Raw genomic sequence first — 15,694 nt, forward strand, 5'->3', positions numbered from 1 at the left:
CGACTTATATTTTGCCTATTTTTGTACTATGAGTAACGATCAATCCCAAGGACAAGATAGGGCAAATTTCAGTGCAAGGAAAAACAGGCTGAGCAATACCATGAACACGATGGGAAGAATACCTCCCCAGGCGATTGATCTTGAAGAAGCTATTTTAGGCGCACTGATGCTTGAAAAAGATGCCTTATCTACTGTTATTGACATTCTTAAGCCTGACATGTTTTACCATGAGGCACATAAAAAGATTTTCGAAGCCATACAGGGACTTTTCCAGAAATCCAAACCGGTTGATATCTTAACCGTTACTGCTGAACTGCGCACTTTAGGCTTGCTGGAAATGATCGGCGGAGCATACTATATTACCAATCTGACCAATAGGGTCGCTTCTGCAGCCAATATTGAATTTCACGCCAGGATCGTTTCCCAGAAATACATACAGCGTGAACTGATCAGGATCTCTTCTGAGATCATTCAGAACGCCTATGAAGACACCACTGATATTTTCGACCTCTTAGATCACGCGGAAAAGAACCTGTTTGATATCGCCCAGAACAACCTGCGCAGGGATACGCAAAAAATGGACGAGATTGTAAAACAATCCCTGGCCACATTAGAAGAACTTCGTGGCAAAAGCGACGGCTTAACCGGTGTACCTTCAGGCTTTACTGACCTGGACCGCATTACAGGTGGCTGGCAAGCATCCGATCTGGTCATTATCGCAGCACGTCCGGCAATGGGGAAAACAGCTTTTGTATTGACCTGTGCCAGAAATGCAGCCGTTCAGTTTAAACGTCCGGCAGTCGTATTCTCTCTGGAGATGTCATCTGTACAGCTGGTTAATCGTTTAATTTCAGGAGAAGCTGAAATAGAACAGGAAAAGATCAGAAAAGGAAACTTACAGGAATGGGAATGGCAGCAGCTACATAGTAAGATAGGCGGGCTTACCGAAGCCCCTCTCCTCATAGACGATACCCCGGCCTTAAATATCTTTGAATTCAGGGCCAAATGCAGGAGACTGAAGGCCCAGTACGACATACAGCTGATCATCATCGATTATTTGCAGCTGATGCATGGTAAAGGAGAAGGGCAAAGTGGTGGTGGTAACCGTGAGCAGGAAATCGGTAGCATTTCGAGGGCCCTTAAATCGGTAGCTAAAGAGCTAAATGTGCCTGTACTTGCCCTGTCCCAGCTGAGTCGTGCAGTAGAAAGCAGGCCGGGAGTAAATGGAAAACGGCCAATGCTATCGGATTTGCGGGAATCGGGCTCTATTGAGCAGGATGCAGATATGGTATTGTTCCTGTACAGGCCGGAATATTACGGCATCACTGAAGATGAACAGGGCCGTTCTCAGGCTGGTGTGGGTGAAGTCATCATCGCGAAGCACCGTAATGGGGAAACCGGTATCGTACCACTTCGCTTTATCGGTAAGTACGTAAAATTTGCAGATCTGGAAGAAAGCTTTGCCGCACCTACATCTTTTTCTATGGATAGTCCAAGTGCAGGAATGGCCCCATCGCAGGATTTTGACAGGCCTTCAGGTAATGTCATTATTAAGCCTTCCCGTATGGATGATATGCACGATGATGCCCCTTTTTAAACAGCTACAAAAAGTAACCGAGTAAAATTCCGGCGAGCACAATAAAAGGGGTGCTGATTTTCGTATAATTCAAAATTAAAAAAGTAATCACCATAATCGCTATGGCAAGCCCGTTCAGGGCAACAGGTATCAGCAACAGCACAAAGGCTGCAATGATAAAGCCCACACTTACGGCATTGATACCGGTTAAAGAATACCTGATGCGGGTAATTTTTTTCAGGTCTTCCCAAAATGGGACAATAAACAGCACCAGGATCAAACCAGGCAGATTTATGCCCAGCACCCCTACTAGTCCGCCTAAAATTTGCCCGGTTAGCCCAAAGCCAAAGTTGCGCATACTCAATGCACCCAGGTAACTGGTAAAAGAAAACGTAGGCCCGGGCAAAGCCTGCTGCAAAGCAAAGCCAGATAAAAAGCCGGAAGCACTCAAATATTGCTTCATCTGTACAAACTCCGTGAACATCAAGGGCACCAGCACCTGTCCGCCACCAAAAATTACAATGCCGTTCCGGTAAAAATTCTCAAACAGTCTGATGGGCAAACTAAAAGGTGAAGTCCTGTTGATGATTGCCCCCAACAGCGCCAAAAACAGCAATACCCCAAAAAAATAACTTAGCTTTTTAGGATTTATATTGGAGAACAGGTTTAACCTGATGGTACTTTCCTCTGCCGGTGTTCCTATAGCTGACGACACCATCCCTCCCATCAAAATGGCCATAGGAAACACGTAAGCATTACGCAAAACCAGGGTTACAATAGCAGCAGATATCGCCAGGAATATCGTAAGTTGAGAAACCAGTACCCTTTTAGCCAGGTTAATAGCACCGTAAGCAACGATGCCCAGCGCAATCGGCTGTATGTATTCTAATATTTCTGTAAATTTTCCCTTTTGGTCCAGCTTTGCAAAGCTGATGGCCGCAAAAGTCATGATCGCTGCTGATGGCAATATCCAGATCAAAAAAGTAAGGAGGGAAAGCTTTAATCCGCCAACCTTATAAGCCACACCCACAAGTGTTTGCGTAGATGCCGGCCCCGGCAATACCTGCGCAAGAGCGTTCAGTTCCAGCAGTTCCTCTTCAGTAACGAACCGGGTGTTCTTCACAAAATATTTGAGCAAAAGCGCCAGGTGTGCCTGTGCACCTCCAAAAGCAGTGAAGGTAAAAAGAACTACATTCCTGAGAAACAACAGTTTTCTTTTGCCCACCTTGCCTGCCAATTAATCGTCTTCGTAATCTAAACCGGCAGCTGAATTATAAGCACCCTGCAATTCAGAAAAAGCATGCATATCACGCTTGTTCCGGGCAACCAGCATTCCCTGCTGGTAAACGGCTATTGCCTGCTCACTTTGCTGCAGCTTTTCATAAAGTTTACCCAAATGGTAATAAGTGCCTACATAATCAGGATGATCAGTAGTCAGCTTTAAGTAATATTCCAGCGCTTTTTCTGTATCGTTTGCCGTATTATATTCTGTAGCCAGTGCGTACAGTACAAAGGGATCATTGGGATCACTTTGTAAAAACTCCAATAACTTTGCCAATCGGGTACTTTGCATTTTAAATCCCTGCTTTTTTAATTAGATTTGCAAAAGGACAATGAAATTTCATATCAAATCATCATCATCTTAAAAATCAATTTATGAAAATATTAGTTTGTATCAGTAACGTGCCAGACACAACGACAAAAATAACTTTTACCAACGATAATACACAATTCAATACCTCCGGAGTTCAGTTCATTGTAAATCCTTATGACGAGATTGCCCTGTCGAGGGCAATTGAGCTTTGTGAAGGTGGAAAAGGAACAGTAACCGTAATTAATGTTGGAGAGAGCGCTACAGAACCTACCATAAGAAAAGCACTGGCCATTGGTGCAGATGATGCCGTAAGGATCAATGCCACACCGAGAGATGCATATTTTACCGCCTATCAGATTGCCGAATATGCGAAGAGCAATGAATTTGACATGATCCTTTGCGGACGTGAATCTATTGACTACAATGGTTCACAGGTTGCAGCAATGATCGGTGAATTCCTTGACATCCCTTCTATATCCATCATCAAAAAACTGGACTATGACGGCAGCACCGCTACTATTGAACGTGAAATTGAAGGCGGTAAGGAAGTCATTTCTGTAAGTGGTAAATTTATTGCCAGCTGTGCAGAAGGCACTGCAGAACCTAAAATACCAAACATGAGGGGAATCATGTCTGCCCGCTCCAAACCTTTGCAGGTGGTGGAGGCTAAAGAAATAGAACAATTGAGTAAAATACAACAATTTGAAACACCCGCTCCCCGTGGAGCGGTTAAATTGGTTCCGGCAGAAGAAGCTGCCAGCTTAATCACACTGCTGCACCAGGAAGCCAAAGTTATCTAATCCCCTGTTTCAAATTTTAAAAATCATTTAATAAAGATCCTATGTCAGTTTTAGTATATGTAGAGCAAGTAGATGGTAAGTTTAAGAAATCTGTATTTGAAGCGGTTTCTTATGCAAAAGCCATTGCAGACAAACAAAATAGCCATTTAACGGCCATCTCTATCGGCAACGTTGCAGACAGCGAACTCAAAGAATTGGGTAAATACGGCGCTGCTAAAGTGTTAAACGTTTCGAACGAGCAGTTAAAAAGTTTTGTAAACCAGGCTTATGCTGCTGTAATCGCAGCAGCAGCCACAAAGGAGAATGCTGATGTGGTGGTATTGTCCAATTCTTTTTCTGGTAAAGGTCTGGCACCAAGAATTGCTGTAAAACTTAAGGCAGGGCTGGTTGATGGCGCTGTAGAATTGCCACAGCTGGATGGCGGAAAATTCCAGGTAAAGAAAACGGCTTTCTCCGGAAAAGCTTTTGCCATTACCGAACTTAGTTCGGTGGTGAAGGTAATTGCCCTGAACCCAAATGCTTTTGGTGTAAAGGAAAATGCTACTGAAGCGGCCATAGAAGCTTTTAGTCCGGAAATCAAATCGACAGACCTTGTGGCTATCGTAAAAGAAATTGTAAGGGCTACCAATAAAATATCTCTGCCCGATGCAGAATTGGTTGTTTCGGCAGGAAGAGGTTTAAAAGGACCAGAAAACTGGGGAATGATTGAAGAGCTGGCTTCATTGCTTGGTGCGGCTACCGCCTGTTCGAAACCGGTTTCAGATGCCGACTGGAGACCACATTCGGAACACGTTGGTCAAACCGGTATTGCGATCAGTCCAAACCTTTACATTGCCATTGGTATTTCAGGAGCGATCCAGCATTTGGCCGGGGTAAGTTCATCAAAGGTTATTGTAGTGATCAATAAAGATCCCGAAGCGCCTTTCTTTAAAGTTGCCGACTATGGTATTGTTGGCGATGCATTTGAAGTTGTACCAAAATTAATAGAAGCATTAAAAGCACATAAAGGTTAATTGAACACCCGGAAGCAATATTTTCTTTGTTTCCGGGTGTTTTACTTCATATGAAAAAAGTAAAACTAGATATTGTTGGTCTATCTTATAGCCAAACCCAATCGGGCGCTTACGCACTGGTATTAGGAGAAGTAAATGGCAGAAGACGTTTACCTATTATTATTGGCGCTTTTGAAGCCCAGGCCATCGCCATTGAAATTGAAAAGATGACCCCAAGCAGGCCATTGACCCACGACCTGTTCAAAACTTTTGCCCAGATCTACAACATTGATATTCAGGAAATCCTGATCTACAACCTCGTAGAAGGTGTATTTTACGCTAAATTGATTTGTACAGATGGCACCACCACCCATGAAATTGACGCCCGTACCTCCGATGCCATTGCGCTTGCCGTAAGGTTTAACGCAGCCATTTATACCTACGAATTCATTCTTTCTTCTGCAGGTATCGTTATCGAAGGAAATGATTTCCTTTTTCTTGAAAATATTGACAATTTATCCAAAGAACAGGGCACTGAAGACCTCTCTTCTATCCCTTCATCCAGCTATAAGTCGCTGAGCATAGAAGAGCTACACCAGAAACTGCAGGAAGCAATTGCTGAAGAAGCCTACGAAAAAGCGGCCAGGATACGAGATGAGATCAATAAAAGAGGAGCTAAATAAAAGCTTATGATGAACGTTAAGTTTCGCCTGACCCTGATGAATTTTATGCAATTCTTTATTTGGGGTTCATGGCTGATCACGATTGGGGTGTACTGGTTTCAACATAAAAAGTGGTCTGGCTCCGAATTCGGGGCGATCTTTTCTACCATGGGCATCTCCGCTATTTTCATGCCTGCACTTACGGGAATCATCTCTGACCGTTTTATCAATGCGGAAAAACTATATGGACTGATGCACATCTGCGGCGCAGTGGTGCTGTTCTGTTTACCCATGGTCGACAACCCGGGTACTTTTTTCTGGGTAATCCTGTTAAACATGATCTTTTACATGCCCACCCTATCGCTTTCTATTACAGTTGCTTATTCTGCCTTAAAAAGTAGCGGAAAAGATGTGGTAAAAGATTACCCACCCATCAGGATCTGGGGAACGATAGGCTTTATTGCTGCATTGTGGGTAGTCAGCCTTTCTGGCAGCGAAGCCACATCCAACCAGTTTTACATTGCTTCGGCAGTTTCCATGGCATTGGGCCTTTATGCCTTTACTTTACCAAAATGCCCACCACTGGCCAACAAAGTTGATTCCAAATCATTTATTGATGCCTTGGGTTTACGCGCTTTTACCCTATTCAAACAAAAAAAGTTTGTTGTATTTTTTCTTTTTTCCATGTTCCTCGGGGCTGCCCTGCAACTCACCAATGCTTATGGCGATACCTTTCTGCATGATTTCAAAAACGTACCCGAATTTGAGGATTTGCTGGCAGTAAAATACCCGGCCATCATCATGTCCATTTCACAGATCTCAGAAACCCTGTTCATACTGGCCATCCCCTTTTTCCTAAGAAAATTTGGCATCAAGTACGTCATGCTGTTCAGTATGCTGGCCTGGGTATTGCGATTTGGGTTATTTGCTTTTGGCGATCCTGCCGGTGGTCTGTGGATGATCATCCTGTCCTGCATCATTTACGGAATGGCATTTGATTTTTTCAATATCTCCGGATCACTGTTCGTGGAAACCCAGATCGATGCAAAAATACGTGGCAGTGCCCAGGGCTTATTTATGATGATGGTAAACGGTTTTGGTGCACTCTTTGGTAGCTTTACCAGCGGCTTTATCATTGATAAGTTCTTTACCTACGCAGACCAGAGCAAAGACTGGCACAACATCTGGATCACCTTTGCAACCTATACCCTGGTACTCGCCATTATCTTTCCTTTTGTATTCAAATACAAACACAACACTGCCGAAAAAAAGGCCATCGAAGCAATGGGCCATTGATAAAAAATACATTCGGGTACACCCCATAAAAAACCCCGGTCTGCAAATGCAGCCGGGGTTTTATGTTGAATTATATAACCTTGTTATCTGTCTTTTATTGCCGTAAAATTCCTGTCGGTATGCCCTACATAGATTTGACGCGGACGACCGATAGGTTCTTTGTTCTCATGCATTTCTTTCCACTGGGCAATCCATCCTGGTAAGCGGCCCAATGCAAACAATACCGTAAACATGTCTGTCGGGAAGCCCAAAGCCCTGTAAATGATACCTGAATAAAAATCTACGTTAGGATATAACTTACGCTGAACAAAATAAGGATCGCTTAAGGCAGCCTCTTCCAGTTTTTTTGCAATCTCTAATACCGGATCGTTGATGCCTAGTTTTTCTAAAATATCATCACAGGCTTTTTTGATGATCTTGGCCCTTGGATCAAAGTTTTTATAAACCCTATGCCCAAAACCCATCATGCGGAAAGGATCGTTTTTATCTTTGGCTTTGTTGATCCATTTTTCAGTATCTCCCCCATCTTCTTTGATCAGCTCCAGCATTTCAATTACAGCCTGGTTTGCACCACCATGAAGTGGCCCCCATAACGCATCAATACCTGCTGAAACGGATGCATATAAGTTACAATCAGAAGAACCTACAATCCTTACCGTTGATGTAGAACAGTTCTGTTCATGATCTGCATGTAAGATCAGCAGCGTGTTCATCGCACTGACTACAACAGGATCAATCTCTACTTCCTCTGTACGCTGACCAAAGATCATGTTGAGGAAGTTGCTGATATAGTCATATTTATTTTTAGGATAGATCAGCGGATGACCCAAAGATTTTTTATATATGAAAGAAACAATAGTTGGAAACTTAGCCAACAATTTGATCATGGTTAAGTCCATGGTTTCCGGAGATGAATTCGCATTTAAAGATTCCGGATAGAAAGTTGACAAAGAACACACCAATGATGCCAGCTGGGCCATCGGATGCGATTTTGACGGATAACCATCCAGGAACTTCTTCATGTCCTCATGGATCAGGGTGTGCCGGCTGATTTGTGATTGAAAATCATTCAGCTGATCCTGTGTAGGTAAATCGCCATATATCAATAAATAGGCTACCTCCAAAAAGGTAGATTTTTTTGCCAGTTCTTCAATTGGATAACCGCGGTATTTTAACACACCCAGTTCTCCGTCTAAAAAAGTTATTGCACTCTTGGTAGAGCCTGTATTTTTGTATCCAAAGTCTAAAGTGATATGACCTGTTAGGTCTCTAAGTTTCGAAATATCTATAGCTTTCTCCCCTTCGGTACCAGTGATAACGGGGAATTCATACACTTTTCCATCAATCTTAATTTCTGCAATATCTGACATATATATTCTTAAATTTATAAAAACAAACTTAACTAATCCATTCCGGTTAGCTTTTAGCTTATTATAACAAAGCTGTTAAATTATTATTAAATGCGCGTCAAAAACAAGTAAGAATCAAAAAAATTACTTACCAGATTTGATTTCTTCTACTACCCGGCCACAGTCCATCATTTCCTCGCCATAGTAAGGGTTTTGTATTTTCTTTTCAGTAGCCAGCCAATCACCGCCATCACCATTATTGGCCATAGGACAGTGCTGTACAAAAATGCTTCCTTTACTGATATCCGCATGTTTAAACAAAGCAATCACATCAGCACTTAAAGAAGTGAAAGCCTTCCTCTGGGTTTTGATATCCTTTGCGACAGCAATTTCTCCGGCAGTCAGGGCAGTACTTTCGCAACCTTTATAAGCGGCCAGGTCAGTTTTAAGCGCAGCCGCTGCCTGCTGTGCTGCTCCAAATTTGGTTTGCACCAATGCATTTTTTAATCCGATGTAGCCATCGTAGATTGCCTGAACTTTACTGTCCTTCAATGCTATCACCTGGCTTTTCACATCAACCTTCGAAGTGCTGTCTTTATTCAAGTTTCCTGCAGACTTTTGATCGGTATTATTGCAAGAAATTAAGCCAAAAAGCAGCACAACTGCCAAATAATTCCTCATTATCTCTATTTTTTGGTTAAAATAGCATTTTAATTTTAAATAACTAAAAAAGCCCCTGAAAAAATCAAGGGCTTTACCGAAATTAGCTGATTTACAAGCCTACAATTTAAAGGCGTAAGCAAGACGCAAGGCAAACTGCCCATTATATGGCACGTAAGTCGTGGAAGCACTATTCTGACTGTAAGCCTCATACCTTGTGCTGATGTCTAAACCTTTAACCCATTCGTAACCAATTCCACCAGACCATAACAAAGAGGTTTTAGCGCCTTCTTCTATGCCAAAGCCTGCACCTATTTCTCCCAGGGTATAAAAACCTGTAGCGTCAAAAGGATAAATCTTAATGCCGCCTTTAGCCGGAATAAAATCATAATCACCGCCACCGTTTTCCCAGGCTAAACGTGTGTACCCACCTGTAGCAGTAATAGATAAATTTTCCATCAGCTCGAAATCCAGCCTTAAATCTGCTCCATATCCATTTTTAAATGGAGAATTTTTCTCAGCGATCCCGCCGTTAATCCCAATACCAAGTCTAACTCCCCTGCTTAAGTTAGTCATTTGAGCATTTGCTGTAACAAACGCTGCCATAAACAATGCGGTGAAAGTGAATAATTTAGTAGCTCTTTTCATAATTGTGTTTAAGTTTAAATGATGTTTTTTGCTTTAGATATACGTAATTTTTATTCATTCCGGTTTTCAGGAAAAGTCATTTAAATAAAAAAGCCGGACAGTATAAATACCATCCGGCTTTTGTTTTAAGTAAAAGTGGTTACAACTTAAATCCGTAAGCAATCCTCAGGGCAACCTGACCCAATGATGCGCCGCTAAATTCGGCACCTTCATAACGTAAGCCAAGGTCTAAACCATTGTCAAAACCATAACCAATTCCAGGGGCCCATAAAAAAGCAGTGCTTGAACCAGATTCTGTACCAAATCCTGCACCCACTTCGGCTGATGCATATAAGCTTTCTGCTAAGAAAAATTTAGCACCGGCTTTAACAGGTACCATTCCGAAGCTTCCGCCACCATAGCTGTCTTTTAATGAAAAACTGGTATAACCTGCAGATAACAATCCTGAAACATTGGAACTGAAATCTTTTTGTAAACGCAAATCACCCCCTATTGCAAGGCTATACCCTGTGGTAGTAGGTACACCAACATTCAGCCCAACACCCAAGCGCCATGCTTTAGAATCACCGGACTGAGCATTAACATTACTGGTAAAAAACAAAGCCACGACAGCTACTGCAGAAGCTAATAATTTTGTAGTTCTTTTCATTTTTGATTCGTTTATTTAAATTATTAATGCTGAACTAAACAGCACTGATAATTTCTTTACAAATGGCATGCCACAGAAGAAAAAATAAACAATTAATACATTAAGAACCGTCCTGGTATAAAGAAATTATACCCTCAATTAATTGATCTGCACTGCCATCCGTATTAACCCAATGGATTTTAACCCCATCTTTTTCCATTTTCCGAAAAAAGGTCATTTGCCTTTTTGCATACTGGCAGATTGCGGTCCCCAACCGGATCTTAAGGTCAGCATAGGAAATTTCATGATGCAGATAGGACACAATAAATTTATACTCCAATCCATAAAAAGTAAGCATATCTTTGCTTACCCCCTGATCCAGCAGTCCCTGAACTTCGGTTATCATCCCCTCTTCCAGTCGCATTTCCAATCTTTTCACAATCCTTTCCCTCCGCTTAACCACATCAGAACAGAGGCCGATCACAGTAGGATCAATCGCCGGGCGTTTGGGTATCTCCAATGCATGATGACTTAAATATGCTGCAATTTCTATAGCCCTGATCAGTCTTTTTACAGAAGAAAGGTCAGCATGCCTGGTATGGGCCTGAGGATAATCCGATAATAGCTTTCTCAGGTCAGTTATGTCCAGCAGCTGCAGCCTCTCCCGCAATTCAGGATCAACAGGCACAGTGGTATAAGCATGGTTTTGTAATAAGCTATGGATATACATACCGGTACCGCCGCAGAGTATGCCCCTTTTTCCCTCCCTGTTCAACTGCTCAAATACCTGGTAAAAATCCTCCTTAAATTCATTTACATTGTATTTTTCTCCTGGATTTCTGATGTCTATCAGGTGATGTGGAATTTGTTTTCCATCCAGCTGGTACTCCTTAAGATCTTTACCTGTACCGATGTCCATTCCCGAGAATACCTGTCTGCTGTCTGCGCTGATAATTTCCGCATCCAATGCCCCGGCCAATGCTACAGCCAGTTTGGTTTTACCTGAGGCCGTTGGTCCGATTAGAATGAGTAATTTGTGCGCTTCCATTTACAAGTATAAGATGTATTTTAAGTTTCCCGTATTAAAAATACGTAAATAACCTTCCGCATTTGAAATCACATCAACAGGTAAACGGTGCACAAAATACCTGGAAAAATCTTTTTTATAGAGCCAGATCTCTGCAGGCGCTGTAGTTTCTGTAAGTACAAAGCCAGCTTTTGCATAAGCATTCCCAAGCGACCAGTCGCGGTCAGCATAACTCATCACATCATCCGGACAGGTCAGTTGCACAAAATGTTTCAGCAGCTTACGGAATCCCCCCGTTACGGTATAACCTGTAAGACTGGCAAAACGGATCAGTTCTGCAGATTGGTAAGTTGGAGCAATTCTTTTCATTGGCCTTAAACTGCTGAAACAAGCCACAGCAACAATTTCTCCTTCCATAGAAAGTGCAAATTTATATTTGGCCCTGGCCGATGCCTGAAGGTGATGCAAACTCAAAAAATCGTCTGCCTGCTGTTGGTTGATCACCATTATTTCAGCCTTACGGGCATGAAGGCGCTTATTTAGGCCTAGTACCGAGCGTATCCTACCCAATACCTGCGCCGGCCTGGCATACCAGATATCCTCCCATATCTGTAACAAGAGCATATCTTTAGCCTGGTATTCAGCTTGCAAGGCAATGAGCGCAGAAGGTTGATAATGCTTATCCAAAGATAAGAGGTTGAGCAGTATTTTTTTATTACAAAGTAACAAGGTGTAGGAATCCTGCATTTGCAGTTCAACTTCCAGGCCTATTTCTTCAAGCGCCAAACACAATTCATTTTGCCAGACTGATGTTATACCCAACCTTTTTCTTTATATAATCTATAGCCCTCGGCCAGCGCGTCTTCAATATGCCCTAAAAGTGCATCATCTAATTTTTTAATGTGAAAACACGACTTACCTTTTAACAATTGTAAAAGCGAAGGGTCAAAAATACGTTTCATTTCCGGTTCGGCATATACCGGCATGTAATAAAAACCAACATGACCTTTATGGATCATCACCGCAGCAAAATAGACCTCGTTTCTTTTTTTTTCATCAATAACTACATTTTTATCACTCCAAAGGTCGTAAGTGGTTTCCGTGTTCAGCCTGTTGCTGAAACCCAAAGTAGCATAAGGCTGTAAAACAGCCCTGATGGTTTGAAATATTTCTATAAAATCTGTCTTCATGATCTTAAGCTCAATTGCTATTACAACAGTAAATTAAAGCTATTGTTTAGGAATAAATGCTTAATCCAGCCACCATTCCTTTGAGGGATAACTTTCATCTAAAATAACAGATTCGCCCAGTAAAGGCGTAGTAATCTTAAAATTTTCTGCTTTTGCCTGCTTTACCACCCGGATGGCCGGCTCATTCCAGGCGTGCATGGCCAATGTAAACTTAGCCCAGTGAACAGGCAGCAGTACTTTTGCATTCAGATCTTTAGCCGCCTGCACAGTCTGTTCCGGAAACATATGGATCAAAGGCCAGTAAGCATTGTATTGTCCACATTCCAGTACTGCCAGGTCAAAAGGACCATATTGTTCGCCTGCCTGTTTAAAATGCGTGTCATATCCCGAATCACCGCCCAGATATAGTTTATGTATGGCACCCTCTAAAACAAAGGCCGACCATAAAGTCTGGTTTCTTTTAAATGCCCTTCCCGTAAAATGTCTTGCAGGAGCTGCAGTAAATTTTAAGCCCTTAAACAGTGTTTCCTCCCCCCATGCCAGTTCCCGGATCTTACTGGCCGGCACACCCCAGTATTCCAGGTGTGCACCTGCACCTAAAGAAGTGATGAACAATCCGGTTTTATCCTTCAGCTTTAAAATACTCTGATGGTCCAGGTGATCATAATGATCGTGCGTAATTAAAACGATGTCTATTTCCGGAAAATCATCCACTTTGATAAAATCTGTACCGGGGTAAGCGCTACTGCCCATAAAAGAAAATGGCGAAGGACGTTTGCCGAATACCGGATCTACCAGGATCTTCAGCCCGTCTATCTGTAAAAAATAAGAAGAATGGCCAAACCAGATGAGCTTAGTCTGAGCCGATGTACTAAAATCAGGTGCAATATGCGCTAAAGCTTTAGCCGGCGAACTGTGTTCATTTCCTTTGATCATTCCCTTGATCATATCCCAGTAACTCACACTATCCGGCTTCATCGGCGTTGGTGAAAGATTTTGCAAGGCACCTTCTTTATAATTGGGCAGTTTCTTAATCCGCTCCAAACGGCTGCCGGCAGGCAGATTTCCGAATACAGGCATGCGAAGTACCAAAGCCGTCAGCAGGCCCAGTAACACGAGGATCACTACAATAACATACATAGTTTTTTTCATTAAATCATTCTTTTGTGCCTTCCGGCCTTGCTCATTTACGCAGCCCAACAAATATAATTAACCTGAGGATGCTGTAAAGCATTCCTTCGGGCGCGGCATTAAATTTACACTGTAGCTACACATCAATTGCATCTTAGCCAACATATCCTTAATATTGTGCATGTTAAAAAAGTTCGCTTTCCTGCTCTGTTTACTGTTCCCCCTGCTCCTGTCCGCACAGAAAAAATTAAGGGCAAGTGCTTACGGAATTAAAATCGGGGTATTGCCTGCAGGCCCGCTTAATGCCATTACCGATGTTCCGGGAGTTAAAGTTGGACATAGCACCCTGATTGAAGGCAATAAGATCCGTACAGGTGTAACCGCCATAATACCTCATTCCGGCAACCTCTTCCAGCAAAAAGTACCGGCGGCGATATTTGCTGGCAATGGGTTTGGTAAGCTTGCCGGAAGCACACAGGTAAAAGAACTGGGCAACCTGGAAAGCCCAATTGTGCTGACCAATACCCTAAATGTGGCTACCGCCATGGAAGCACTGATCGGATATACCCTGCAACTGCCGGGAAATGAAAAAGTGCAATCGGTAAATGCATTGGTTGGCGAAACCAATGACGGTTATTTAAACGACATCCGGGGCAGGCATGTAACTATACAGCATGTGCTGAATGCGATCAGCAGCGCAACAACCGGAAAGGTAGCCGAAGGAAATGTTGGCGCTGGTACGGGTACCGTTTGTTTCGGCTTTAAAGGTGGCATAGGCACTTCATCCAGGAAGTTACCTTCCAGTTTGGGCGGTTATACGATTGGCGTGATTGTACAAAGCAACTTTGGGGGCGTATTGGAAATCAACGGCGCTCCCGTAGGAAAAGAACTGGGCAAATTCTCCTTCAGCAACCAGCTGCTGAATAATGTAGATGGCTCCTGCATGATCGTACTAGCTACCGATGCACCAATAGATAGCCGCAACCTGGAACGTCTGGCCAAAAGGGCATTCATGGGGCTGGCAAAAACCGGCGGCATTGCCGCTAACGGCAGCGGGGATTATGTCATTGCATTTTCTACAGCCGAAAAACTCCGGGTTGCACACCAACCATTAAGCGCCACACAGACAAGCGAACTGCTCAGCAACGATCATACTTCAGCATTGTTCATGGCTGCCATTGAGGCTACCGAGGAAGCCATCATTAACTCACTTTTTGCAGCAGAAGACCTTAAAGGGAACGGCCATGAAGTACCTGCCATCCCACTTGATAAAGTGATCCCCATCTTAAAACGCTATAATATCCTAAAACAATGAGCAGCAATTTTGTCTTTATCAATGATGCCTTTTTTCAGGCCAGTCAGTCTGCTATCCTCGTAAAAGACCTTTCTGTCCAGCGTGGTTATGGAATATTTGATTTTTTTAAAACCGTAAACAACAGGCCCATATTCCTGGACGATCACCTGGATCGGTTTTACTATTCTGCAGCGCAGATGCACCTACAGGTAAGCCAGTCGCGTGCCCAGCTCAAAGAAATCCTTAAAGAACTGATGAAATTGAACAACATGCCAGATTCCGGCATCAGGATCACCCTTACCGGTGGTTATTCAGCAGATGGCTATAACCTGGCAGAGCAGCCCAACCTGATCATCACACAAAATAGCTTTAGCATTCATCAACACGCTATCGACAAAGGAATTAAACTGGTTACCTATAATTATCAGCGTCAGCTTTCACACATCAAAACCCTCGATTACCTGACAGCGATCTGGCTGCAGCCTCTTATTAAAGAAAATGCCGCCGAAGATGTACTTTACCACAACAATGGGGCCTTAAGAGAATGTCCAAGGGCCAACTTTTTCCTGGTTACCGCCAACAATGAGGTACTTACCGCTGGTGATGGCATATTAAAAGGCATTACCCGTAAAAATATCCTTAGCCTGCCACAAACAGAAATACCCATCATAGAAAAGGAAATTACGCTGGATGAACTGGCTGGCGCAAAGGAGGCTTTCATTACCAGCACTACCAAAAACATTATGCCCGTTACCACAATTGATGGAAAAAGCATAGGCAATGGAAAGCTCGGGCCGCTTACTTCGAAACTTCAGGAACTGCTCAAAATAAAAGCGAGCTAGCCTTG

Annotated in this window: 17 protein-coding genes; 7 read left to right on the forward strand and 10 right to left on the reverse strand. The window is 42.9% G+C overall.

Going from position 1 to position 15,694, the window contains the following annotated elements; translation table 11 throughout:
• Window positions 1–28: 28 nt before the first annotated feature.
• Window positions 29–1,597 (forward strand): replicative DNA helicase, encoded by a 1,569-nt coding sequence (gene dnaB, locus R2Q85_RS11795; RefSeq protein WP_316811987.1) that lies wholly within the window; start codon window positions 29–31, stop codon window positions 1,595–1,597.
• A gap of 4 nt (window positions 1,598–1,601) precedes the next feature.
• Here the strand turns inward: dnaB and chrA are convergent, their stop codons facing one another.
• Together chrA and R2Q85_RS11805 are read right to left on the reverse strand one after the other, a co-directional pair.
• Window positions 1,602–2,801, reverse strand: coding sequence for a chromate efflux transporter (gene chrA, locus R2Q85_RS11800; RefSeq protein ID WP_316811988.1), 1,200 nt, complete (start codon window positions 2,799–2,801; stop codon window positions 1,602–1,604).
• 12 nt (window positions 2,802–2,813) lie between these two features.
• Window positions 2,814–3,149: a tetratricopeptide repeat protein gene (locus R2Q85_RS11805; RefSeq protein ID WP_316811989.1), complete on the reverse strand. Its 336-nt coding sequence runs from the start codon at window positions 3,147–3,149 to the stop codon at window positions 2,814–2,816.
• Between the two features lie 83 nt (window positions 3,150–3,232).
• On the opposite strand from R2Q85_RS11805, the gene R2Q85_RS11810 reads away from it, so the two are divergent.
• Genes R2Q85_RS11810 through R2Q85_RS11825 form a run of 4 tightly spaced genes read left to right on the forward strand, consistent with a single transcriptional unit; the run spans window position 3,233 to window position 6,920 of the window.
• Window positions 3,233–3,970, forward strand: coding sequence for an electron transfer flavoprotein subunit beta/FixA family protein (locus R2Q85_RS11810; RefSeq protein ID WP_316811990.1), 738 nt, complete (start codon window positions 3,233–3,235; stop codon window positions 3,968–3,970).
• A 41-nt stretch (window positions 3,971–4,011) separates the two neighbouring features.
• The gene (locus tag R2Q85_RS11815; protein ID WP_316811991.1) at window positions 4,012–4,983 is read left to right on the forward strand and encodes an electron transfer flavoprotein subunit alpha/FixB family protein; all 972 of its coding nucleotides are present in this window, start codon (window positions 4,012–4,014) and stop codon (window positions 4,981–4,983) included.
• A gap of 50 nt (window positions 4,984–5,033) precedes the next feature.
• A complete protein-coding gene (locus R2Q85_RS11820; RefSeq protein ID WP_316811992.1) occupies window positions 5,034–5,645 on the forward strand; it encodes a bifunctional nuclease family protein in 612 nt (203 codons plus the stop codon).
• A 9-nt stretch (window positions 5,646–5,654) separates the two neighbouring features.
• Window positions 5,655–6,920 (forward strand): nucleoside permease, encoded by a 1,266-nt coding sequence (locus R2Q85_RS11825; protein ID WP_316812030.1) that lies wholly within the window; start codon window positions 5,655–5,657, stop codon window positions 6,918–6,920.
• Window positions 6,921–7,003: 83 nt separating this feature from the next.
• Here the strand turns inward: R2Q85_RS11825 and R2Q85_RS11830 are convergent, their stop codons facing one another.
• The 8 genes from R2Q85_RS11830 to R2Q85_RS11865 all read right to left on the reverse strand — a co-directional run bounded on the left by R2Q85_RS11830 (window position 7,004) and on the right by R2Q85_RS11865 (window position 13,574).
• Window positions 7,004–8,290 carry a citrate synthase gene (locus R2Q85_RS11830; RefSeq protein ID WP_316811993.1) on the reverse strand — a complete coding sequence of 429 codons (1,287 nt, stop codon included), beginning with the start codon at window positions 8,288–8,290 and terminating at the stop codon, window positions 7,004–7,006.
• 123 nt (window positions 8,291–8,413) lie between these two features.
• On the reverse strand, window positions 8,414–8,950 hold the full coding sequence (locus R2Q85_RS11835) for a DUF3347 domain-containing protein (RefSeq protein WP_316811994.1): 537 nt from the start codon (window positions 8,948–8,950) through the stop codon (window positions 8,414–8,416).
• 99 nt (window positions 8,951–9,049) lie between these two features.
• Complete coding sequence (locus tag R2Q85_RS11840; RefSeq protein ID WP_316811995.1) at window positions 9,050–9,577, reverse strand: hypothetical protein; 528 nt, start codon at window positions 9,575–9,577, stop codon at window positions 9,050–9,052.
• 139 nt (window positions 9,578–9,716) lie between these two features.
• Window positions 9,717–10,226, reverse strand: a complete 510-nt coding sequence (locus tag R2Q85_RS11845; protein WP_316811996.1) for an outer membrane beta-barrel protein — start codon at window positions 10,224–10,226, stop codon at window positions 9,717–9,719.
• Window positions 10,227–10,326: 100 nt separating this feature from the next.
• Window positions 10,327–11,253 (reverse strand): tRNA (adenosine(37)-N6)-dimethylallyltransferase MiaA, encoded by a 927-nt coding sequence (gene miaA / locus R2Q85_RS11850; RefSeq protein ID WP_316811997.1) that lies wholly within the window; start codon window positions 11,251–11,253, stop codon window positions 10,327–10,329.
• A complete protein-coding gene (locus R2Q85_RS11855) occupies window positions 11,254–12,054 on the reverse strand; it encodes a hypothetical protein (protein ID WP_316811998.1) in 801 nt (266 codons plus the stop codon).
• A complete protein-coding gene (locus R2Q85_RS11860; protein ID WP_316811999.1) occupies window positions 12,045–12,422 on the reverse strand; it encodes a hypothetical protein in 378 nt (125 codons plus the stop codon). The genes R2Q85_RS11855 and R2Q85_RS11860 overlap by 10 nt, the downstream gene beginning before the upstream one ends.
• Before the next feature lie 60 nt (window positions 12,423–12,482).
• Window positions 12,483–13,574, reverse strand: coding sequence for an MBL fold metallo-hydrolase (locus R2Q85_RS11865; RefSeq protein ID WP_316812000.1), 1,092 nt, complete (start codon window positions 13,572–13,574; stop codon window positions 12,483–12,485).
• A gap of 160 nt (window positions 13,575–13,734) precedes the next feature.
• Between R2Q85_RS11865 and R2Q85_RS11870 the strand changes: the two genes are divergently transcribed.
• Entirely contained in the window at window positions 13,735–14,868 is a 1,134-nt protein-coding gene (locus tag R2Q85_RS11870) for a P1 family peptidase (protein WP_316812001.1), read from the forward strand.
• Complete coding sequence (locus tag R2Q85_RS11875) at window positions 14,865–15,689, forward strand: aminotransferase class IV (RefSeq protein WP_316812002.1); 825 nt, start codon at window positions 14,865–14,867, stop codon at window positions 15,687–15,689. The genes R2Q85_RS11870 and R2Q85_RS11875 overlap by 4 nt, the downstream gene beginning before the upstream one ends.
• The last annotated feature ends 5 nt before the right edge of the window (window positions 15,690–15,694 follow it).

It is taken from the genome of Pedobacter heparinus (genome assembly GCF_032678725.1).
GTDB classification, from domain to species: domain Bacteria; phylum Bacteroidota; class Bacteroidia; order Sphingobacteriales; family Sphingobacteriaceae; genus Pedobacter; species Pedobacter heparinus_A.

Bases quoted from the DNA above. Each gene is read 5' to 3' on its own strand.
- dnaB (WP_316811987.1), top strand. From the start codon at position 29: ATGAGTAACGATCAATCCCAAGGACAAGATAGGGCAAATTTCAGTGCA.
- R2Q85_RS11805 (WP_316811989.1), bottom strand. From the start codon at position 3,149: ATGCAAAGTACCCGATTGGCAAAGTTATTGGAGTTTTTACAAAGTGAT.
- R2Q85_RS11810 (WP_316811990.1), top strand. From the start codon at position 3,233: ATGAAAATATTAGTTTGTATCAGTAACGTGCCAGACACAACGACAAAA.
- R2Q85_RS11815 (WP_316811991.1), top strand. From the start codon at position 4,012: ATGTCAGTTTTAGTATATGTAGAGCAAGTAGATGGTAAGTTTAAGAAA.
- R2Q85_RS11820 (WP_316811992.1), top strand. From the start codon at position 5,034: ATGAAAAAAGTAAAACTAGATATTGTTGGTCTATCTTATAGCCAAACC.
- R2Q85_RS11825 (WP_316812030.1), top strand. From the start codon at position 5,655: ATGAACGTTAAGTTTCGCCTGACCCTGATGAATTTTATGCAATTCTTT.
- R2Q85_RS11830 (WP_316811993.1), bottom strand. From the start codon at position 8,290: ATGTCAGATATTGCAGAAATTAAGATTGATGGAAAAGTGTATGAATTC.
- R2Q85_RS11835 (WP_316811994.1), bottom strand. From the start codon at position 8,950: ATGAGGAATTATTTGGCAGTTGTGCTGCTTTTTGGCTTAATTTCTTGC.
- R2Q85_RS11840 (WP_316811995.1), bottom strand. From the start codon at position 9,577: ATGAAAAGAGCTACTAAATTATTCACTTTCACCGCATTGTTTATGGCA.
- R2Q85_RS11845 (WP_316811996.1), bottom strand. From the start codon at position 10,226: ATGAAAAGAACTACAAAATTATTAGCTTCTGCAGTAGCTGTCGTGGCT.
- miaA (WP_316811997.1), bottom strand. From the start codon at position 11,253: ATGGAAGCGCACAAATTACTCATTCTAATCGGACCAACGGCCTCAGGT.
- R2Q85_RS11860 (WP_316811999.1), bottom strand. From the start codon at position 12,422: ATGAAGACAGATTTTATAGAAATATTTCAAACCATCAGGGCTGTTTTA.
- R2Q85_RS11865 (WP_316812000.1), bottom strand. From the start codon at position 13,574: ATGAAAAAAACTATGTATGTTATTGTAGTGATCCTCGTGTTACTGGGC.
- R2Q85_RS11870 (WP_316812001.1), top strand. From the start codon at position 13,735: ATGTTAAAAAAGTTCGCTTTCCTGCTCTGTTTACTGTTCCCCCTGCTC.
- R2Q85_RS11875 (WP_316812002.1), top strand. From the start codon at position 14,865: ATGAGCAGCAATTTTGTCTTTATCAATGATGCCTTTTTTCAGGCCAGT.